This is a genomic window from Nocardia sp. CY41 (genome assembly GCF_009829325.1).
In the GTDB taxonomy this organism is placed as follows: Bacteria; Actinomycetota; Actinomycetes; order Mycobacteriales; family Mycobacteriaceae; genus Nocardia.
In genome coordinates this window covers 229,277-248,795 of sequence record NZ_VUOS01000006.1, presented here as the reverse complement: position 1 = coordinate 248,795, position 19,519 = coordinate 229,277, and the positions used below count along the sequence as shown (strand labels likewise).

Below are 19,519 nucleotides of genomic sequence, written 5' to 3'. Positions count from 1 at the left end.
CGAAGAAGTAGCGAGCCGGCAGACCCGGTCCCGCTTCACGAGCGGGACCGGGCTTCGATTCGGCTGCTCTTACGAGCTGCAGCCGCCACCGGTGTTTCCATCGACCGAGGCGACCGGCTGGCTGCCGTGCGGCGCGGCGTCGCTGGTCAGGGTCTCCACCTGGAGCTCGTCGAGAAGATCGACATCGGCGGACAGGCGGCTGAGGTTGTTGTGTGCGGGCATGTTTTCACCCCCCTCTTGCATCTACCGCAGCGGTGACACACGGCACGGGTCCGTGAGTGGGCATTGGCTACGTCATGCTGCAGATCTTCTGCCGCCCCCGCTGCTATTCGATAGCATGACCTTTCATATGCTATAGCATAGAGCGCCGATTGGGAACCCCCGACGTTGCAGGACCGGATATCGAATCGGGTACCCCTGAGCACGCTCGCCTAGGATTCGACCCGCGGCGAACACTTCCGCTGTCGAACTCCGACCGATGCGCCCACGTCTCGGGAATCACAGGCCCTGCGCAAGAATGGACATGACATGCCGGTCAACGAACATCCAACAGAGAGAACCGGTTTCGCCGAGCGACTGAGAGTGCTCCTCGATCAGTCGGCCACCGACCCCGAGGCGCGGATCACCGTGAAGGAACTGTCGCGACGCACGAGAGCGGCAGGCGCTCCCGTGTCGGAGCCGTATCTGTATCAGCTTCTGGACGGCCGTCGTAAGAACCCATCGCTGGCCGCTGTGCGCGCGATCGCAGCGGCCCTCGAGGTGCCCGCCGCTTACTTCGTCGACACCGCAGACCCCGAATCGTCGCTCGAACAACCCGCGGGCGACGACCTGTCGGATCTGCAGGACGAACTCCGACAGTTGGACCCCGAAAACCTCCGGCACGCTCGTGAGTTCGTTGCGTTCCTCCTCTCCAGGCAACGACTTCGGGATTGAGCTGAGCGAGGTCCGGATCCGGAATCGCATGCCGCACCGGGCCGGGCAGCGGCGGCCGTCGGCGTCCGCTCGTCCTAGGCTCGGTGAGCGGCTCGTCATCCGGCGCGCCGGACATCGTCGGCCCAGCGGACCCGGACAGGAGTCAGTAGTGCCTATCGAGCACGAAGCCAAGATTCTCGACATCGACCCGGATGTCATCGGACAGCACATCGTGGACAAGGGTGGGCGGAAGGTGGGTGAGCGGTTCATGCGCCGCTATGTCTACGACGTCACGCCGGGCGATGCGTCGAAGTGGATCAGGCTGCGGGACAACGGGGACGGGACCACGCTCGCCGTCAAGCACATCGTCAGCGACGCCATCGACGGCACCCATGAAGTGGAGGTAGGCGTCGCCGACTTCACCGCCACCAATGCTCTGCTCGAGACGCTGGGCTTCACCGCGAAGTCCTACCAGGAGACCGAACGAGTCAGTTTCGTCCTCGACGGCGCCCAACTCGAGCTCGACACCTGGCCGCGGATTCCGCCGTACCTGGAAATCGAAGCCGCGACCAAGGACGAGGTGATCCGGATCGCCGGGCTCCTCGGCTACACCGAGGCGGATCTCACCAGCGAGAACACGATCAAGATCTACGCACGGCACGGCATCGACCTCGACGCCGTTCGCGAGCTACGGTTCTGAGCGCCGTTATCCGAGGACCACGCGCGGCCGGTTCAGGTTCTGTCGAGCCAGGCGCGGGCGCGGAGTTGTGCGACAGCGAAGGCCGGGTCTTCGGCGAAGTAGCGGAAGGTGCGAGCCTGCGCCGGCTTGCCCAACGGCCGGGTGAAGGCGACCGGTTCGGTCAGTGACACGGTGACCGTTGTCTGACCGGCTACGGCGAGATCTGCTGCGGCATCGCTGTCCACGGCCGCCAGTCGGGTGTCGGGGTAGCGGCGGTGCACGCGGACGGATGCGATGCGCTCGGCGGGGATGCGGATGTCGAGTAGCGCTCCGTAACGCAGCCGCAGCGAGCCGTCGGCGCCGATGACGTGCGGGCGTACGACACAGGAGGCATGCAACGCGATGACGAAGAAGACGCCCCATACGTCGACGACGAGGACGATCGCGTGCACCAGCCGCCAAGGGATGACGTAGGCGAGAGCCACTGTCTCCACGACACAGACGACGAGGAAGCCGTACATGACGGCCGCCTGCCCGGAGGCGTACGGCACCGCCACGTCGCCGTCTCGCACACCGTGGGGTCCGCGGCGAGTCACCCAGCGCAGAAAGCTGGTGACGAGTGCGAACTCGTGCGCGACGAGCTTGCGTACGACCGCGGGAACCAGATCCGTGACGGCAGCCGAGATCGCCCGACGCCAGGTCAGGGCGGCGAGGCGGTGCCGGAAAGAATCCAGGACAAGCAGCGTGGCCGCGGCCGCCGACACGGCCAACGCCGACAGCTCCACGGCCGACCGTGCGGGCGGTGCGATGGATGTCCCCGACATCAGGCAGACGACGACCGCCGATTCGCCGGGCAGCACCGCCGCGAACGACCACCGCACGGCCCTGCGCATGGCCGACAGCCCCTTCACCGTCCCCGCTCCCGCAGCAGTTCGATGGCGCGGCGTATCGCCGCCGCCTGCGCCGGTGCGAAGTCCGCTAAGAACGCTTCCGCGAAACCATTCCCGCCCGACGGCTCCAGCTGCTGATCGCCAGGAACGCTCAGCGCCTCCAGCATCCCGTCCGGCATGCCGGCGACAACGGCCCGGGCTGCCTCCTCCACCCGAGGATCGTCCTCTGGTACTGCCGACAGCTCATCGAGCTGGGCAAGGTCTCGTACGCGCGCGTCATGGCTTCCGGATCGGATCTCAGGGCGCGCACCATCCCGTCGAGCAGGCCGTCGCCGACCGGTGCGCTGGTCTCCAGCAGCGCCAGCAGTTCGCGTTCTTTGACCGCCATCGCCGGCTCCGGCCCGGGACGCCGGGCACCGGCGCGGGCCATGTCGTCGAACAGCGCGGCGAGAGCCGGGGAGACCGGCGCGTCGGCGGACAGCCCGCCGCCCTCCTCCGCCTGCCGCAGCAGCTGCGCCAAGCGGGCGCGGCGCTGCCGGATGGACGCCTCCTGGCGCGCCAGGTCCGCGTCCAGCTCGACGAGCACTTCGACCAGGTCCTTGCCCGCGTCCTCGGCCAGGACGTCACGGACTTCGTCCAAGCTCAATCCCAGCTCGGTGAGACGGCGGATCCGAGCGAGCTCGACAGCGTCGCGCAGCGAGTATCGCCGGTAGCCGTTGGGTTGGCGCGGAGGTTCCGGCAGCAGTCCGATGCGGTGGTAGTGCCGCACGGCGCGGGTGGTGATGCCGACCGCGTCGGCGAGTTCTCTGATCCGCATGGCACCAGTGAAAACGTTGTCGCCGCGACAATGTCAAGCGACGATGCACCGCCGTGCGATCCGCGTGAAGTGGGCGGCGGGTTCCCGGTTCAGACGACCTCGAACACTCGGTAGGCGATGCCGCCCTCGACCGGATATCCCGAGCCGACGCATACGACATCGTTGAGCCACCGATAGTTTCGAGCGCCGGTTTCGAACACCGGGGTGGTACGGAAGTAGTAGCTCCCGGGATCGACGAGATGTCGCGTGGCCGGATTCCCCATCCGGTCGCGCACCGGTTCCGGTATGATCCACCGTCCGCCGTAGGTCATCTGCACCAAGGCGTCGTCGTCGGTGCGCAAGGTCAGCCGGACATCGAGCGTCATGCTCCCGTCCTGCCGGAACGTCGCCCAATCGCCGCCGCCCGGCAGCACCGCGCCGCGCAGCTTCGGACCTTCGAAGGATCCGCCTACCGCACCGAACAGCACCCGGCCCTGTCCGATGTTCAGCGGCGGCGCCAGATCCACCACGACGTCGAACAGCTGCCTGGTGTCGATCCCGGCGATGTCCGTGACCCGTGCGTCCATGTCATCTCCCTCCGAACAACGTCAGCCGTACCGCGTCGGTGGAGACGCCCGATTGGGCGCACAGCTCCGACAGGTCGAAATGGAAGTACTCTCCTGCGATCAGCCCGTCGGCGAACGCGAAGCGCAGGAACACCGGCAGCTCGGCCCGCCTGCCGTTCGGCTCGACGCCGAATCTGTTGCCGGTCATGGTCATTCGCACCGCGCCCCAGCAGACCAGCGTCTCCCGCTCGGTCGCGTGCCCGCCCAGCTGGACGTCGTAGTCCGGAAACGAGGCGAAGAAGGTTCGTAACGCCACCTCGTTCGCGTCCAGCCCGCGCGCCACCGTCCCGAACGCAGGCGCTTCCAAGACCATTTCGCCGTGCATGAGTCGCAACGCCGCAGCCACGTCCTGCCTGCTTTTGACCACCGCGAGTTCCGTCGCCAGGTCCATCATCCAACCATTACCCACAACGTAACTATACGTTCGACCGTATTTATTGTCTACGGTGCCCGGGACGAGTCGAGCGTTCGACTCGGAGACGAGCTATGGCCCGGACGCCGCGAAGACGGCGACTACTCCTCGCCGAAGTACCTGTCCGACGCGTGAGTTCCGGCGATCAGCTCGAAGAAGTGCTCGGTGAACTCGACATGCGGCGAGGTCGCGCAGAACACCGAGATGTGGCACGCTGATAATTCGACTCGATTCTCTTCGCGCTGGGGGCATTTCGGTGAACGAGCCGTCGCATACGCAGGCCGTCGTCCTGGACCCGTGGGACGTGCCGTCGGCTCGCGCGCTGGCAGCGGCGCACGGCGTCGAGGTGCAGGAGTTCCCGCGCCGCGGGATCGAGCCGGTCACTACCGTGACGCTGCTGCTGATCGGCGCGGCAGCCGCCGTCGGTGCGGTACTGCACATCTTGGAGCAGCGCAAGGGCGGTCAGGTGATCGACCTGCGACCGGGCGCTCCGAAAGCGTTCTACCGCACCCCGGATGTCGTGTACGGCACCGTCGTGATCGTCACCGTCGACGGCAACGTGACCGTGGAGGTCAGGGAGCCGGAAGGCATGTTCGGCAAAGTGGTATCGACCCTGCCGCAGTTGCTTTCCAGCGGCGGCAGCGCGCAGGAGGTCACTCGAACAGTGACCGAAAGGTTCGGCGCGGACATCGCGGTCGAGACGGCGGACATCGCGGTCGAGACGATTGATGGCGATCCGGCTCCCGAGGGCGGCGCGTAGGTGCACGGTGACGCCCAGGAAGCAGCACAACGGTATTACGAGCAGCTGCGGGCGGCACTGGAGGAGCCCGAGCCCGGCGATCTCGCCGGAGCCGGCCTGGCCGAATTCCAAACCCTCGCTACGGAAATCCTCGAACGGATCCTGCGTGACTACGCGGCCCCCGAGATCACCCCCGAAATACGGGCGGAGGCGGAGCGGGTGGTCGCCCAGTTCATGCGCGGTCGCGCGGGCCGCGACGAGATCGCAGTCGAGCAGCTGAGCAGAATCCAGGACAGGATCGAAGCGGCCATACCGATCATGTTCCCGGACGGTTTGCCCCGGGTCGTCGGGCGCCCGTTGGTGCGTCCGCTGCGAACCGGGCAGCTCAACGCGGTGTGCACGCTGACGCCGGGCCGTTCGGATGCCTACCTGGTGCTCGTCGAGGACCAGATGGAGAAGTTCTGGCACAAGCTGAGCGCGGCAGTCGCCTGGGCGATCCCGCGCGGCCCCGTGCACGACGGACATCTGCACGACTATCGACTCGGCGTGTCCGCCGTGACCGAGCGGATCGACTCCGATCCGGATGTCCTCGCTCGGTTCGTCGACGCCCTCACCGGTTACGCCGTGACCGGCCGGTTCGATCGGACCGAGTCCTATCCCATGCTGCCGCCGGGCTACCTCAACTTCGCGAACATGTTGGGACAGTCCCTGGAAAACTTCGTGATCGGCCACGAGTACGGGCACATCCTGCTCGGCCATCTGCACAAGACGGCGTCGAGCCGAGGCGTCCTGCCGATCGACGACGTCGGTACGCTGACCTACTCGTGGAAGCAGGAGCTCGAAGCCGACTTCATCGGCATGGGCCTGGCGCTCAACTGCACCGACGAATATCCGATCGAGTTGAGTTTTCTGGGCATCAGCCTGTTCTTCGATGCCCTGGATGTCATGGATCGAGCGGTGTCCCTGCTGGAAACCGGCGACGAGCACGTCCGCCAGCTGGGCTCGCACCCACCGTCCTATCTGCGCAGGCGACGAATGCGGGAGTCGCTCGAGCAGCTGGCTCGCGTCGATGGCACGGACGAGCGGGAGAAGGCCGAACGGTTCCGAGCGGCGCTGAAGAACGCCGAGGTTCAGGCGGACATCGTGCGTATGCTGTGGGAACGCACGCGACCGCGCCTGCTGGACCTGCGCCAGCGCGGCGTGCGAGCCGCCCGTAGCTGGCGAACCATCCCGAAAGAAACGCCTACGCCCGAGCCCCCGCTCGATCCTGGGTCGCTAACCCCTGCCGAAGCCGCCTCGCACTACTACCGGAATCTGCTGGCGCGGACCGACGCCCTGTTCGGCGCCCGCGCTCGAGTCGAGCCAGCCACTCTGGGAACCGAACTGGAAGGCTTCCTCCGCGTCGAGCGAGCCGACGATCCGCGAGCGGCGACGGTGCACCTGGGTCGCGATCCGCGGGACGTGGGCGACCTGTTCTCCGAAGTGCTGGGCTGGACCGAGAGTGCGTTGCGGGCCGAGGTGGCCGAATTCCCCCGTCCGCTCGTCGGCCACCTCCGGACGGGTCGGCTCGACGCGGTGCTCGCACCCGTGCCGGGTCATTGGGACGCTCGGGGCACCTGCCTGATGCTCGTCGAAGACGAGTTGTCGCTGTTCGCATTCAAGTTCGGTGAAGCAGTCCTGTCGGCCCTGCCGCAGCGGCGCACCGATGCGAGCGGTAGAACCAGCTTCACCTTCGACGAGTCCGCCGCGGCCGAGCGATTGGATGCCGAGCCGATGCTCGCCGCGCGCTTCGCCGAGATCGTCAGCGTTTACGCCATGACCGGCAGCGTCGTCGGCCATGCGCTCGGCGGATTGTCCGGTGGTCAGCTCGACTTCGCCGCGGACCTGCGTGACTTCCTCCTCCGTTTCGTCCTGGGTCGGGCGTACGCACACCTCCTGGTGCACGCCCGTGACGCGACGCCGCGCGCGGAAATGCTGCCGGTCCCCGATATCGAGTCACTCACGCACTCCTGGCACCAGGAGCTCCTGGCCGACGAGATCAGTTTGGGCATTCTCGCGACAGCCGGTTTCGGTGATGTCGACAACATCGACTTGGTAGGCGCTTTCCTGGGCATCGGCTTGTACTTCGATGTCCTGGACGTGATGGATCGCGCGTTGTCGCTGCTGGAGACCGGCGCGGAAGAGGCTCGTCAACTCGGTTCCCATCCGCCCTCGGACGTGCGGAAACGACGGCTGAGTGAGCTGCTGGTAACGAGCGCCGAATCGACCCGGCCGGTGATCGGAGCAGCCGAGGCGCAAGGCAGGATCATCCGTCTGTTCTGGGACCGTGCCCGGCCGCGCCTGCTGGAATTGCACCGGCAGGGCGCGCGTCCGGCGCCGATGTGGCGGACGATCCCGAAGGAGACCGAGGCCGACGCCGCACGCGACCGATAGAGACATTTCATCTGCCACTCGTCGGCAAGGTAGTCACGGATCGTAGGCGTGCCGCGGAGGCCGAAAGGCGCTGAGCCGCTCAGGAGTTCCCACTGACGACGAGCCGACTCGCGCTGACGGACGCGCCGGGCAGCGGAATCTTCGTGCTAGCCGAAGTACTGGCGGAACCACGCCGTCAGGTCGGCTTCGCTCTTCGGTCCCTGGTCCGGGTGATCGGCGCGCAGCGTGCAGAAATGCCCGGCGATCGCGAACTTCTGGTGGACCACGAACAGGCAGCTCGGTCCCAGCGCGGGATCGGTGTTCGGGTAGCAGAAGAAGCGGCCGAGGACGTTGCCGTTCTGTCGCCAGGCGTCGTCGCCCGGGTCGCCGCTGCCGCACACATGCCCCGAGAACTGTCCGCGGTTCGCCTCGTACAGGTACATCGCCGACTCCTGGTCCGGGAAGCCGAAGAACTCCGCAGCCGGAAATCCGGCCTTCGTGCCGCAGGCCAGCACCGCGTCCACCGGACCGGGCGGGGGGTCGGCATGGCGGCAATTGGCCGGACCGAAATCACCGGCCAGGTGGTTCAGCACCGCGCGATCCGCCGGGGTGAAAGAGTCCGGATCCCGAGCCGTCTCGGGAGTACGGAATCCGAAACCGTTGCGCGCGGCCACATAATCGCGGTACGGCTGGTCGGCCGGATCCCAGAGGTACACCGCGGCGGCCAACGCCTGCTCGTCCGTCACCAGCAGCGCCGGGCGCGGCGCGGCGGGATCGTCCGCCTTGCTCAGGAAACACGATTTGCGGCCGACTTCCGCGCCGTCGCGCAACATCGGTCCGTCCTGCCCCGGCGGATCTCCGGGGCAATTCCGTCCTTGCAGGCCGGTCAGCAAGGAGGAGATGTAGCCGCGCAACTGGTCGACGGTGCGAAACCGCAGGAACCGCGCGGCGGGATCGCTCGCGGCCGGATTCGCGGCGCAGAACACCACGGCCACGGTCGGTGCAGCGGGATTCTCGTGCACACAGTTGGCGCGTTTGTAACCAGAGGGGCCCACCAGAGACAGCAGGTCGATGTCCGGGCCGTGCGGAGCGCTCGCGTCGGGAACCGCGGCGCCGGTGGTGGGCCGGGTGGACTCCCAGCCGAGCAAGCCGAGCGCGGCGGCCAGAAGGACCACGCCCAGCAAGGCGAGCACACGGAGCACCCGGCGGCGGCGGGGTCGTCCGCCGTCCCGGCGGCCCGGCCCGGCCGTCGCACCCGATCGGTCCGGTGGCGGACCCCCAGTGGTCGGCGGACCTTTGTCCTCCGGTTCCGTCGGCGTCTCCGGCGAGCGGCTCGAGGCGACCGCCGCCTGCGCGGCCGCGCCGAGCTCTCCTGCCGTGGCATACCGGGCCTGCGGGTCCTTGGCCATGCCGCGCGCGATCACCTCGTCCAATCGGGCGGGCAGTCCGGGACGGCACTCGTGCGGGCGCGGCGGCGGCTCGAACAGGTGCGCGGAGATGATCTGCGCTTCGGTGTCCTTCGGGAACGGCCGCGATCCGGTGAGGCATTCGTACAGCACGCAGGTCAGGGCATAGACGTCGGCGGCGGGGGTCACGGCGTGGGAGTGGAACCGCTCCGGCGCCATGTAGTGAAACGATCCGATCGCCGAACCGGTGCTGGTGAGGCTTTCCCCCGTGGCCGACTGCGCGATCCCGAAGTCCACCAGGTAGGCGAAGCCGTCCGGGGTGAGCAGGATGTTGTCCGGCTTGATGTCGCGGTGCACCAACCCGTCGGCGTGTGCGGCGTCCAGTGCCGCGGCGACCTGCCGGACGATCGCGACCGCCCGCTCCGGCTCCAGCGGCGCCCGCGCGGTCAGCAGCGCGCGCAGGCTGTCGCCACCGACGAGGCGCATATCGATGAAGAGCCGGCCGTCGATCTCGCCGTAGTCGTGGATCGGGATGATGTGCGGTTCCTGCAAACGCGCCGCGACATGCGATTCGCGCCGGAACCGTTCCCGGAACACCGGGTCGTCGTGCAGCCGCTCGGGCAGCACCTTCAGGGCGATGGTGCGGTCCTTGACGGTGTCGTAGGCCTCGAACACTTCCCCCATGCCGCCACGACCGATCAGGCGATCCAGGCGATACGGCCCGAATCGCGACCCCACCTCGAGCGTCTGACGTCGCGTCGTCATCTCGTCCTCCGTGACGGGGACCCGGAGGGTGTCCGGCGCGGACCGAGCCGAACGCCTTCCCGGGGCCGTGACCCGGGTTCCTGCGCTCAACTGTAGGCCGCGGCCGATCCCTTCGGCAGGCGTATCACGCAGCGGGCCGGTCAACCGCCGATTCGCGTCGGCGCAGGTCCCTGGCCTGGCGGCCCGGTCGGAGCCGCGGTGTCAGGCGACAGTCGCGACCACCACAGCCCAGATCGCGGCATGGATGCTGAACACCGGCCTGCGAGCCGTATCGCGATAGTCGGCGCCCGAAGCCACCGTGTCCGATCAGTTCCGATCCGCAGTGGCGACGAAAAGGTCTGTCGCAGTGCGGTTTCGGCTGCTCCGACGATACGCGCCCGGCGCGGCGGCGAACTCGCGCTTGAACGCTTTCGCGAAGGCGAACTCGGAGGTGTAACCCGCGCGGCCGGCGATCACGGCGAGCGGTTCGTCGGTGTCCCGCAGCGCCTTGGCCGCCGTGGTCATCCGCCACCAGGTCAGGTACGCCAGCGGCGAACGGCCGACGAGCTGGGCGAATCGCTTGGCGAACGCGGCCCTGGACAGTCCGGCGCACCCGGCCAGCTCCCCGACCGTCCAGGGATGCGCCGGATCGTCGTGCATGTCGCGCAGCGCGACGGAGATCGACGGGTCGGCCAGCGCTGCCGCCCAGCCGGGCCGCCCGCAGTGTGCCTGTTCGTCGTACCAGGCACGCAGGATGTACAGCAGCAGCGTGTCCAGTAAGCCGGTCACGACCACGTCGGTGCCGTGCCCCGGCCGTTCCAGCTCGGCGCCCAGCAGCTCGGTCGCGGCCCGCAGGTGCGGGTACCGGCCGAGCCGAGCCGGCAGGTGCACCACCTCCGGCAGCTCGGTGAGCAGCGGGTGGGGCATCGACCGGTCCATCAGGTAGGCGCCGCACAGCATCACGACCTCCGCGTCCCGCACGCCCGTATCCGGGTCGGCGAGCGTCGTCCGCGCCGACGGCGGGACCGAGGTCTGCGGCGAGTCCGCCAAACCGTGCTCGGCCGCGCCCGGGCGCAGGAACACCACGTCGCCGACACCGAGCGCGATCGGCTCCGCCGCAGGCCGCAACAGCCAGCACGAACCTTGCAGCAGCACATGGAAACCCGCGCCGCTCGCGGATTCGAACCAGGAGGACCACGGCGCTCGTCTGCGCATCAGGTTCGAATGCGGACGACCGGTTCGCATCGCCGCGATCACGTCACTGAGCACGTCCATCCCGCCACGCTAGCGCATCGCACCAGGCTTAGACGATCGGACATGAATCGAGGATTCCACGACATTGTTCGTATTTCGCGGTGTCCGTACGGTCATTCGTAGTGAACCAGCCGAAAGACAAGGAACCGAAATGACAATCGCCGTCTACGGCGCCAGCGGGCACACCGGAAAACTCGTCGTCGCCGAACTTCGCCGCCGCGGGGTGGCGCCGGTCCTGATCGGCCGGAACGCCGACCGGCTGCGAGCGGCCGCGGCCGAGACCGGTCTCCCCGACGCCACCGTCCGCGTCGCCGGGCTCGACGAGGCCGCGCTCGCGGACGCGTTCGGTGACATCGAGGTCGTGATCAGCGCGGTGGCGCCGTTCCTCGAGTTCGGTGAGCCGGTGGTGCGCGCGGCGATCGCCGCGGGCACGCACTACGTCGACACCAGCGGGGAGCAGGGCCACGTCGAGCGGCTCTTCGACGTCTACGCCGAGCCCGCTCGGCAGGCGGGCGTCACCGTCGTGCCGATGGTCAACGACGGAGGATTTCTGGGCGACCTGGTCGGCTCGTTGGCGGCGGCCCGGGTCGAGCAGCCCCGGCAGGTGACGCTCGCGCACCGGCACACCGGCGGGGCCGTGATATCGCGGGGCAGCGGACGCACGGCAATCGCCAATGCCGACGTATTCGCCTCCGGCGGCGTCGTCTTCACCGGCGGCACATGGCGAACCGACGTCCCGGCGCGGACGACCGAGATCACCTTCCCCGGGGTGCCGCAGCCCGTGCGAGTGGTCAAGTTCGCGCTGACCGAAGTACTCACCATTCCCCGGCATGTTCCGGCCGACCACATCGAAGCCGTCGCCGAGGCCGAGGTGGCCGCGTTGTTCGCCGGCCTCACGCCGGAGTTCGCCGAGTCGCTGCCCGAGTTCCCCGAGGACGATCCCGGCAATCCGGGCCGGTTCCTGGTGCTGGCGGAGGTCACCGGCCCCGGTGGCGGTGCCCGCGCGTACGCCGAGGGCACCGACACCTACCGCTTCACGGCGACCGCCGCCGCAGACGCGGCGATCCGGCTCGCCACGGACGGCGCGGCGGCGGGCGTGCTCGCGCCCAGCCAAGCGTTCGATCCGGCCGATGTCCTCGATTCCTTTGCGGCGCGAGGCATCCGATGGTCGGTGGAATCGATGGACCACACCACTGCCTGACGCGCCCCCTCGCACGCCGGGAATGCGCGATCATCCACCTTTCCGGTAGACGGGCACTCGCGACGACAGGGGTAAGTGTTGGTGGACGGCGCGCCGGATCGGGCTCGAGCCGCATATGCCTACCAGGTGGTCGGCAGCGACTCCGGCGCGCCGCGGACAAAGGCCGGTTCGGTCATCGAGAGTGCAGACACGGCCGGCAAGCCCGTTCAGCAGCCGCGACCGGGCCGCGCGCCGTCAGACTCCCGACCCGGGTGGCCGCGGGCGCCGGTGCAGGGCGAGCTGGATCTCCAGCAGCAGGCGATCGGCGGGGTCGTCGAGGTTCATGCCGAGGACGTCCTCGACGCGGCGAAGGCGATAGCGCAGCGTATTCGGATGCACGCACAGTGCCGCGGCGGCGGCGCGCACGTCGCCGTGTTCGCGCAGATAGGTCTCGACGCTGTCGCGCAGACTCGCGGAATGCTTGCGATCGTAGTCGAACAGCGCGCGCAGCCGCGGATCGCGCAGTTCCGGCCGCGATCCGACGAGATCGAGCACCTCACCCAGCAGCACCGCGGTCCGCGCCTCGGCCAGGGTGGTCACCCGGCTCGCGGGCGTGGCCGCGCCGCTGCGGTCCAGGACCCGATCGACTTCCGAGCGCGCATCGGCCACCCGGCCGAGATCGGGTACCGGACAGGCGATCGCCGCCCGCAGCGACAGCGAGCGCTGGGCCTCGAACTGGTCGATCAGCTGGCGCGTCCACGCCGTCACCGCCTGCGGGGAGCGGTAACCGGGCAGCAGCACATAGACGCGGTCACCGATCGTGGTGGTCACGGAGTCACCGCGAAAAGCTCCGGCCCGCAATCGCAGAACGCCGCCTATGGCGGCCGCCTCGGCGCCCGCCGCCCGCTCGCCCGCCACGAGCGCGAACCCGATCACCGCCGCCGGACCGGTCGACGGTAGGCGCAGCGCGTCGGCGACCGCCGCCGCGTCGATCGCCGATCCGCCCGCGCCGAACAGCCGCCGGATCAGCAGCGCCTCGGTTGTGGGCGCGTCGAGGTTGCGGGAGATCAGGCGTGCCGCGATGGCCGCCGCGCCGCGCAGGATCTCGGCGGCGTCCGGGGCGAACGGCCGATCGCTCTGCTGCAGCCAGATCGCGCCGAGCATCTGTGGGCCGCGCGCCTGCAGGTCCGCGGGACGACGGACGCCGATCACCAACCTGCGCTTGATGTTCAGCTCGTCGTGCGCGGGCACGTCGACGACCTCATCGGTGTTACGCAGCCGATCGAACACGCCCCACTGCCGCAGCAGACTCAGATACTCGCGCGGGCCCTCCCGGCCCAGAATCGAGCGCACGCGCAACTCGTCGGCGTTCTCGTCGGACGCCGAGTACGCGAGCACATGCGACTGCGAGTCCTCGATCGACACCATCCCGCGCGCGTCGTCCGCGATCATCTGTGCCAACGCGAACAGGTCGATCTCCGCGGCGCCCTGATCAGCATCCCCGCCCACGGTCCCGTCCTTCGGCCAAGTCGACAACGCACTTGCCCCATCTTTGTCCGATCGACCCATTCTCCGGGCAGTTTTCCGGTGTTGACTTCCATCTACCGAAAAATCATCCAGCCGCAGGAGGTCTCATGGATGCCGTCGTGTCGCCGCCCCCACCGGTCAACGAACCGGTGGGCAGCTTCGCGCCGGGCACGGCGGAACGCGAGCGCCTACGGGTGAAGCTGGCCGAGCTGGCCGCGACACCGACCGAGGTCACTCACGTCATCGGCGGTGCGCACCGCCACGGCTGCGGCGAGCGCATCGCGGTGGTGCAGCCGCACCGGCACGCCGCCGTGCTGGGCACGCTCACCACGGCCGGACCGGGCGAGGTTCACGACGCCGTCGCGGCGGCGACCGCCGCGGCGCCGGGCTGGCGGGCGCTGCCCTTCGCCGAGCGCGCCGCGGTCTTCTTGCGCGCGGCCGACCTGCTGGCCGGTCCTTGGCGCGAAACCATCGCGGCCGCAACGATGTTGGGTCAGTCCAAGACCGCCTACCAGGCCGAGATCGACACCCCGTGCGAGCTGGTGGACTTCTGGCGGTTCAATGTGCACTTCGCGCGCCGGATCCTCGCCGACCAGCCGCTCTCGGCCCCCGGGGTGTGGAATCGGATGGACTACCGTCCGCTCGAAGGGTTCGTCTACGCGATCACGCCGTTCAACTTCTCCGCCATCGCGGGCAACCTGCCCACCGCGCCCGCGCTGATGGGCAACACCGTCGTGTGGAAACCGGCCGTCACCCAGTCGGTGGCAGCGTACTGGACGATGCGACTGCTGGAGGCGGCGGGGCTGCCGCCCGGCGTGATCAACATGGTGCACGGCGCGGGCCCCGAGGCCTCGCAGGTGGCGCTGGCCGATCACCGGCTCGCGGGCATTCACTTCACCGGCTCCACCGCGACCTTCCGGCACCTCTGGCGCAGCGTCGCGGCGAACCTCGACCACTACGACGCCTACCCGCGCCTGGTCGGCGAGACCGGGGGCAAGGACTTCGTCGTGGCGCACAGCTCCGCCGATCCCGAGGTGCTGAGCACGGCCCTGATCCGCGGCGCGTTCGACTATCAAGGCCAGAAGTGCTCCGCCGCCTCGCGCGCATTCCTCCCCCGATCGGTCTGGAACCGGATGGGCCGCGAGTTCATCGACCGGGTGGCCGCGCTCAGCTACGGCGACGTCGCCGACTTCGGGCACTTCGGCGGAGCCCTCATCGATCGGCGGGCGTTCGCGAAGAACGCGGACGCACTCACGCGCGCCAAGGCCACCCCCGGCTTGACCATCGCCACGGGTGGTCACGCCGACGACAGCGTCGGCTACTTCGTCGAGCCCACCGTCCTGCTCGGCGACGACCCGGGCGACGAGGCATTCCGCACCGAGTACTTCGGACCGATCCTGGCCGTGCACGTCTACGACGATTCCGCCCGCGGCTCGTTCGAATCCACACTCGACCTCATCGACCGGGGCTCGCCCTACGGCTTGACCGGTGCGGTCATCGCCCGGGACCGCGCGGCGATCGGCACAGCCCTCGAACGGTTGCGCTTCGCGGCGGGCAACCTCTACGTCAACGACAAACCCACCGGCGCGGTCGTCGGCCAGCAGCCGTTCGGCGGGTCGCGCGCGTCGGGCACCAACGACAAGGCAGGCTCGGCACAGAACCTGCTGCGCTGGACCTCCGCTCGCACGATCAAGGAAACGTTCGTTCCCGCGACCGACCACCGCTACCCGCACCAGGAGTTGTGATGGCCTTCTCCGGACTGCTGCGGCCCGCCCTGCTGGCGGCCTCCCGTTCCCCACGCGTGGAGCGCGCGATCACCCGCGCCGCCACCACGAAGAAGCTGGTCGACCGGTTCGTCGCGGGTGAGACCGAGAGCGACGCGGTCGCCACGGCCTCGGCATTGCTCGGCTCCGGCCGCTGCGTGACCATCGACTACCTCGGCGAGGACACCACCGATCTCGACCATGCCCGCGGAACCGTGGCGCACTATTTGCGGTTGCTGTCGGCGCTGGCCGAGCTGGGCGCCGCGGACGAGACCTCGGTGCCGCGGCTGGAAGTGTCGCTCAAGCTCTCCGCCCTGGGCCAGTCGCTTCCGCAGAACGGGTACGCCATCGCCCGCGAACACGCCTACGAGATCTGCACGGCGGCGAAGGCGGCCGGGATCTGGGTGACCGTGGACGCCGAGAACCACACGACCACCGACTCGACGCTGTCGATCGTGCGCGAGCTGCGGATGGACTTCCCGTGGCTGGGCACTGTCCTGCAGGCTTATCTGAAGCGCACCGAGGAGGACTGCCGGACTTTCGCAGGACCCGGATCACGGATCCGGTTGTGCAAGGGCGCCTATCGCGAACCCGCGTCGGTGGCCTACCAGAGCCGCTCCGCGGTGGACGAGTCCTATCTGCGCTGCCTGCGGGTGTTGATGGAGGGCAAGGGCTACCCGATGATCGCCACGCACGACCCCGCGCTGATCGATGCGGCGCTGCGCCACGTGTGGGAAAGCGGCCGCAAATCCGGCGATTTCGAGTTCCAGATGCTGCACGGCATCCGCGACGCCGAACAGCGGCGCCTCGCCGGAGCGGGCCACGCGCTGCGGGTCTACGTGCCCTACGGAGACCAGTGGTACGGGTATTTCATGCGCAGGTTGGCCGAGCGCCCGGCCAACATCGCCTTCTTCCTGCGCTCCTTCGGCCGCGACCGCTGAGCGCTGCCCGGTCCGGAAACCGGATCCAGTCGCGAAGTGACCACAGACGCCGGTGACGTGGCCGTGCTTCCAGCGGTCGGCCGCCGGAGGCGGACTTTCGGCCGGGGGTCGCACACCTGAACCGGATCACCAGCACTGGCACGCTTTCGCCGCAACTTGCGATGCCACGCGACCATACTGGCGGAACATACGGTTTCGAGCGAAGCGAGACCGAGCATCCGCCGTTCGCGGCGCAGGCGCTGGAAAACAAACACAGGAGTCGCATGTCTCTCGCGCACCTACGCGCCCAGATGACGCGCCGCAAGCCGCTCGGCGAGGTCGAGGACGAAGCCGCGGCCGACGAGCAACTGTCGCGGTCGCTCGGATTGTGGCAGCTCACCGCGATCGGCGTCGGCGGGATCATCGGCGCGGGCATCTTCACCCTCGCCGGCGCGGTGGCGCACTCGGTCACCGGTCCTTCGGTGTTGATCTCGTTCCTCATCGCGGGCGTGGCCAGCGCCGCGGCCGCGCTGTGCTACGCCGAGTTCGCCGGGATGGTGCCCAAGGCCGGGTCCGCCTACACCTACGGTTACGTGTCGCTCGGCGAGATCGCGGGCTGGTTCATCGGCTGGGATCTGCTGCTGGAGTACGTCGCGGTCGCGGCGGTGGTGGCCATCGGGGTCTCCGGGTACTTCAAGTTCCTGCTGGAACAGGTCGACATCACGCTCCCGGACTGGATGCTGGGCGCGGCGGGCACCGGCGAGGGGCACGTCGTCGACGTGTTCGCCATGCTGTTCTGCCTCGGCACGGCGTGGTTGCTCTCGCGCGGCATCCGCAGCGTCGGCCGGTTCGAGACCGTCGCGGTCGGTATCAAGGTAGCGCTGGTCGTGCTGATCATCGTGCTCGGCGTGTTCCACATCGACAGCGCGAACTACACCCCGTACTTCCCGTTCGGCACGGGCGCGGTGTGGACGGGCGCGGCCACCGTCTTCTTCGCCGTGTTCGGCTACGACGCGATGAGCACCGCCGCCGAGGAGTCCACCGAGGGCAAGAAGCACCTGCCGAAGGCGATCATCTATTCGCTGGCCATCGCCATGGTGCTCTACGTGCTGGCCACCCTGGTGCTGACCGGCATGCAGAAGTACACCGAGATCAGTCCGACCAGCGGGTTCTCCACCGCCTTCGAGTCGGTCGGGCAGCCGGGCGTAGCGAACATCATCGCGGTCGGCGCCATCGTCGGCATCGTCACCGTGGTGCTCACCTTCATGCTCGGCGTCACCAGGGTCTGGTTCGCCATGAGCCGCGACGGGCTGTTGCCCGCGTGGTTCGCCAAGACCCATCCGGTCCGCAAGGTGCCCACCCGGGTGACCTGGATCGTCGGCATCGGCTCGGCGCTGATGGCCGGGTTGCTGGACATCACCGTGGTCGCCGAGCTGACCAATATCGGCATCCTGATGGCGTTCATCGTGGTGTCCGTGGCCGTGATCGTGCTGCGGCGCACCCGTCCCGACGAGCCGCGCGAGTTCCGCCTGCCGTTCATGCCGGTCGTGCCACTGATCGGCATCGGGTTCTCGCTGTACCTGATCTGGTCGCTGCCCTGGGAGACGTGGGCGCGTTTCGTGATCTGGCTGGTGGCCGGTCTGCTCGTCTACTTCGGCTACTCGCGCACCCATTCCGAGCTCGAGCGCGGCCGCCGCGCCACGGCCGAGGGCCCCGCGTCCTCCTGAACGCCGATCCACTGGACAGGTTCGCACGCGGTATCCATTGCGGAATGGTTGCTCGACTGCATACGGTCGGGAATGTCGGCATCGGCGTCGAGCCCGGAAGGAGCGCGAGCGGATGGATCTGCAAGAGGTCGTTTCGTCGGGTGTGCTCGAACAGCGCGAGCTGCTGGTCCAGGGGGCGCTGTCCGCGGAGGAGTTGGTCGAGGCGACGCTCGACGGGATCGACGCCGCCGCGGACCTCGGCGCCTTCACCCACGTCCTGCGGGAGGAGGCCAGGGCCGAGGCCGTCGAGCGGGACCGGGAACGCGCGGCGGGCGGCACGGTCGGGCCGCTGCACGGGGTGCCGGTCGCGGTGAAGGACGAATTCGACGTCGCCGGCGTGGTGACCAGCTTCGGCACCAGGGCGAACGCCACGCCCGCCGTGACGGACGCCGAGGCGGTGCGCAGGCTGCGCACGGCCGGGGCGATCATCGTCGGCAAGACCTCGATGCCGGAATTCGGGCAGTGGCCCTTCACCGAGTCCAGCACGTTCGGCATGGCCCGCAATCCGTGGGACCCGAGCCGCTCCGCGGGTGGATCCAGCGGCGGGTCCGCCGCCGCGGTGGCGGCCGGGCTGGTGCCCGCCGCGCTCGGCGGCGACGGGGGTGGGTCGATCCGGATCCCGGCAGCCTGCTGCGGATTGTTCGGTCTCAAGCCGCAACGCGGGCGAGTGCCGCTTTCCCCGAACGAGCACCTGTGGTGGGCGCTGGGTGTCGCCGGGCCGCTGACCCGCGGGGTGCTGGACTCGGCCGTCGTCTACGACGTGATCCGCGGCAGTACCCGCACCGACCGGTTCCGGGCGACGGAACCGTCGAGTTCGTTCGAGGCGGCGGCGCGCGGACCGGCCCGGCCGTTGCGCATCGGCTACAGCGTCAAATCACCGATTCCGGCGGTGCGACCGGATCCGCAGCATGTGCGCGCTGTGCGCGACACCGCGATCCTGCTCGCCGAACTGGGCCACACGGTGGCGGAGATCGACCCGCACTATCCGGATTCCACGCACGCCTTCTTCCCGCAGTTCTTCGGCGGCGTGCGCGCCGAATTGGCCGAGGTGGATCATCCGGAACTGCTGGAACGCCGCACCAAGCAGACGATCGCGGTCGGCGCGTGGGCGCGCAGGCCGGTGGTCGAATGGGCGATCCGGCGCGGAGAGGCGGTGCGGCGCAAGGCCGATCGAATCTTCACCGAGTGCGATCTGCTGCTGACGCCCACCATCGCGATCCGCCCGCCGCTGCTCGGCGTGCTCGATGGGGCGAACACGGTGCGCGCGCAGCTCGCCTCCGTTCCGATGGTCGCCTACACCGCGATCTGGAACGTCACCGGCCATCCCGCCGCCTCGGTGCCCGCCGGTGTCGGCGACGACGGGCTGCCCTTGTCGGTTCAGCTGGTCGGTCCCACGAACGGCGAGACGAGGATCCTCCCGATCGCCGCACAGCTCGAGCAGGTGCGTCCGCAGCCTCGCCCGGTAATCCATCAAGCCGGATAGATCCGCTCGG

Annotated in this window: 18 protein-coding genes; 9 read left to right on the top strand and 9 right to left on the bottom strand. The window is 68.9% G+C overall.

Annotated elements, in window-relative coordinates; translation table 11 throughout:
* Positions 1–69 precede the first annotated feature (69 nt).
* A complete protein-coding gene (locus tag GVY64_RS07900) occupies positions 70–222 on the bottom strand; it encodes a hypothetical protein (protein ID WP_159839920.1) in 153 nt (50 codons plus the stop codon).
* 306 nt (positions 223–528) lie between these two features.
* Here GVY64_RS07900 and GVY64_RS07895 point away from each other — a divergent pair, with 306 nt between their 5' ends.
* Both GVY64_RS07895 and GVY64_RS07890 read left to right on the top strand, forming a co-directional pair.
* A complete protein-coding gene (locus GVY64_RS07895) occupies positions 529–933 on the top strand; it encodes a helix-turn-helix domain-containing protein (protein ID WP_159839919.1) in 405 nt (134 codons plus the stop codon).
* A 148-nt stretch (positions 934–1,081) separates the two neighbouring features.
* Positions 1,082–1,612, top strand: a complete 531-nt coding sequence (locus tag GVY64_RS07890) for a class IV adenylate cyclase (RefSeq protein WP_159839918.1) — start codon at positions 1,082–1,084, stop codon at positions 1,610–1,612.
* Between the two features lie 32 nt (positions 1,613–1,644).
* Here the strand turns inward: GVY64_RS07890 and GVY64_RS07885 are convergent, their stop codons facing one another.
* From GVY64_RS07885 to GVY64_RS07870, 5 genes are all read right to left on the bottom strand, one after another.
* The gene (locus GVY64_RS07885; protein ID WP_236566686.1) at positions 1,645–2,502 is read right to left on the bottom strand and encodes a hypothetical protein; all 858 of its coding nucleotides are present in this window, start codon (positions 2,500–2,502) and stop codon (positions 1,645–1,647) included.
* Entirely contained in the window at positions 2,499–2,648 is a 150-nt protein-coding gene (locus GVY64_RS37195) for a hypothetical protein (RefSeq protein WP_201297936.1), read from the bottom strand. The genes GVY64_RS07885 and GVY64_RS37195 overlap by 4 nt, the downstream gene beginning before the upstream one ends.
* Entirely contained in the window at positions 2,633–3,298 is a 666-nt protein-coding gene (locus tag GVY64_RS07880; RefSeq protein ID WP_201297935.1) for a MerR family transcriptional regulator, read from the bottom strand. Before GVY64_RS07880 ends, GVY64_RS37195 begins: the two co-directional genes overlap by 16 nt.
* 89 nt (positions 3,299–3,387) lie before the next feature.
* A complete protein-coding gene (locus GVY64_RS07875; RefSeq protein ID WP_159839916.1) occupies positions 3,388–3,864 on the bottom strand; it encodes a DUF3237 domain-containing protein in 477 nt (158 codons plus the stop codon).
* Between the two features lies 1 nt (position 3,865).
* A complete protein-coding gene (locus tag GVY64_RS07870; protein WP_201297934.1) occupies positions 3,866–4,312 on the bottom strand; it encodes an ester cyclase in 447 nt (148 codons plus the stop codon).
* 259 nt (positions 4,313–4,571) lie between these two features.
* Between GVY64_RS07870 and GVY64_RS07865 the strand changes: the two genes are divergently transcribed.
* Both GVY64_RS07865 and GVY64_RS07860 read left to right on the top strand, forming a co-directional pair.
* On the top strand, positions 4,572–5,075 hold the full coding sequence (locus GVY64_RS07865; protein WP_159839915.1) for a hypothetical protein: 504 nt from the start codon (positions 4,572–4,574) through the stop codon (positions 5,073–5,075).
* Positions 5,076–7,487, top strand: a complete 2,412-nt coding sequence (locus GVY64_RS07860; protein ID WP_159839914.1) for a hypothetical protein — start codon at positions 5,076–5,078, stop codon at positions 7,485–7,487. It abuts the gene before it with no gap.
* A gap of 146 nt (positions 7,488–7,633) precedes the next feature.
* Here GVY64_RS07860 and GVY64_RS07855 read toward each other — a convergent pair whose 3' ends face one another.
* Entirely contained in the window at positions 7,634–9,637 is a 2,004-nt protein-coding gene (locus GVY64_RS07855; protein ID WP_159839913.1) for a serine/threonine-protein kinase, read from the bottom strand.
* A gap of 306 nt (positions 9,638–9,943) precedes the next feature.
* Positions 9,944–10,891 carry an AraC family transcriptional regulator gene (locus GVY64_RS07850; protein ID WP_159839912.1) on the bottom strand — a complete coding sequence of 316 codons (948 nt, stop codon included), beginning with the start codon at positions 10,889–10,891 and terminating at the stop codon, positions 9,944–9,946.
* A 130-nt stretch (positions 10,892–11,021) separates the two neighbouring features.
* Between GVY64_RS07850 and GVY64_RS07845 the strand changes: the two genes are divergently transcribed.
* A complete protein-coding gene (locus tag GVY64_RS07845; RefSeq protein WP_159839911.1) occupies positions 11,022–12,071 on the top strand; it encodes a saccharopine dehydrogenase NADP-binding domain-containing protein in 1,050 nt (349 codons plus the stop codon).
* A gap of 234 nt (positions 12,072–12,305) precedes the next feature.
* Here the strand turns inward: GVY64_RS07845 and GVY64_RS07840 are convergent, their stop codons facing one another.
* On the bottom strand, positions 12,306–13,559 hold the full coding sequence (locus tag GVY64_RS07840) for a PucR family transcriptional regulator (RefSeq protein ID WP_328820887.1): 1,254 nt from the start codon (positions 13,557–13,559) through the stop codon (positions 12,306–12,308).
* Between the two features lie 125 nt (positions 13,560–13,684).
* On the opposite strand from GVY64_RS07840, the gene pruA reads away from it, so the two are divergent.
* The 4 genes from pruA to GVY64_RS07820 all read left to right on the top strand — a co-directional run bounded on the left by pruA (position 13,685) and on the right by GVY64_RS07820 (position 19,509).
* On the top strand, positions 13,685–15,322 hold the full coding sequence (gene pruA / locus GVY64_RS07835) for an L-glutamate gamma-semialdehyde dehydrogenase (protein WP_159839909.1): 1,638 nt from the start codon (positions 13,685–13,687) through the stop codon (positions 15,320–15,322).
* Positions 15,322–16,281, top strand: a complete 960-nt coding sequence (locus GVY64_RS07830) for a proline dehydrogenase family protein (protein WP_159839908.1) — start codon at positions 15,322–15,324, stop codon at positions 16,279–16,281. Before pruA ends, GVY64_RS07830 begins: the two co-directional genes overlap by 1 nt.
* A 263-nt stretch (positions 16,282–16,544) precedes the next feature.
* Positions 16,545–17,987 carry an amino acid permease gene (locus GVY64_RS07825; RefSeq protein WP_159839907.1) on the top strand — a complete coding sequence of 481 codons (1,443 nt, stop codon included), beginning with the start codon at positions 16,545–16,547 and terminating at the stop codon, positions 17,985–17,987.
* Positions 17,988–18,099: 112 nt separating this feature from the next.
* Positions 18,100–19,509, top strand: a complete 1,410-nt coding sequence (locus tag GVY64_RS07820) for an amidase (protein ID WP_159839906.1) — start codon at positions 18,100–18,102, stop codon at positions 19,507–19,509.
* Positions 19,510–19,519 lie beyond the last annotated feature (10 nt).

What these genes read in the sequence shown, in the direction of transcription:
- GVY64_RS07880 (WP_201297935.1), bottom strand. Translation starts at nt 3,298, where the DNA reads ATGCGGATCAGAGAACTCGCCGACGCGGTCGGCATCACCACCCGCGCC.
- GVY64_RS07875 (WP_159839916.1), bottom strand. Translation starts at nt 3,864, where the DNA reads ATGGACGCACGGGTCACGGACATCGCCGGGATCGACACCAGGCAGCTG.
- pruA (WP_159839909.1), top strand. Translation starts at nt 13,685, where the DNA reads ATGGATGCCGTCGTGTCGCCGCCCCCACCGGTCAACGAACCGGTGGGC.
- GVY64_RS07825 (WP_159839907.1), top strand. Translation starts at nt 16,545, where the DNA reads ATGTCTCTCGCGCACCTACGCGCCCAGATGACGCGCCGCAAGCCGCTC.
- GVY64_RS07820 (WP_159839906.1), top strand. Translation starts at nt 18,100, where the DNA reads ATGGATCTGCAAGAGGTCGTTTCGTCGGGTGTGCTCGAACAGCGCGAG.
- GVY64_RS07855 (WP_159839913.1), bottom strand. Translation starts at nt 9,637, where the DNA reads ATGACGACGCGACGTCAGACGCTCGAGGTGGGGTCGCGATTCGGGCCG.
- GVY64_RS07895 (WP_159839919.1), top strand. Translation starts at nt 529, where the DNA reads ATGCCGGTCAACGAACATCCAACAGAGAGAACCGGTTTCGCCGAGCGA.
- GVY64_RS07830 (WP_159839908.1), top strand. Translation starts at nt 15,322, where the DNA reads ATGGCCTTCTCCGGACTGCTGCGGCCCGCCCTGCTGGCGGCCTCCCGT.
- GVY64_RS07900 (WP_159839920.1), bottom strand. Translation starts at nt 222, where the DNA reads ATGCCCGCACACAACAACCTCAGCCGCCTGTCCGCCGATGTCGATCTT.
- GVY64_RS37195 (WP_201297936.1), bottom strand. Translation starts at nt 2,648, where the DNA reads ATGCTGGAGGCGCTGAGCGTTCCTGGCGATCAGCAGCTGGAGCCGTCG.
- GVY64_RS07850 (WP_159839912.1), bottom strand. Translation starts at nt 10,891, where the DNA reads ATGGACGTGCTCAGTGACGTGATCGCGGCGATGCGAACCGGTCGTCCG.
- GVY64_RS07845 (WP_159839911.1), top strand. Translation starts at nt 11,022, where the DNA reads ATGACAATCGCCGTCTACGGCGCCAGCGGGCACACCGGAAAACTCGTC.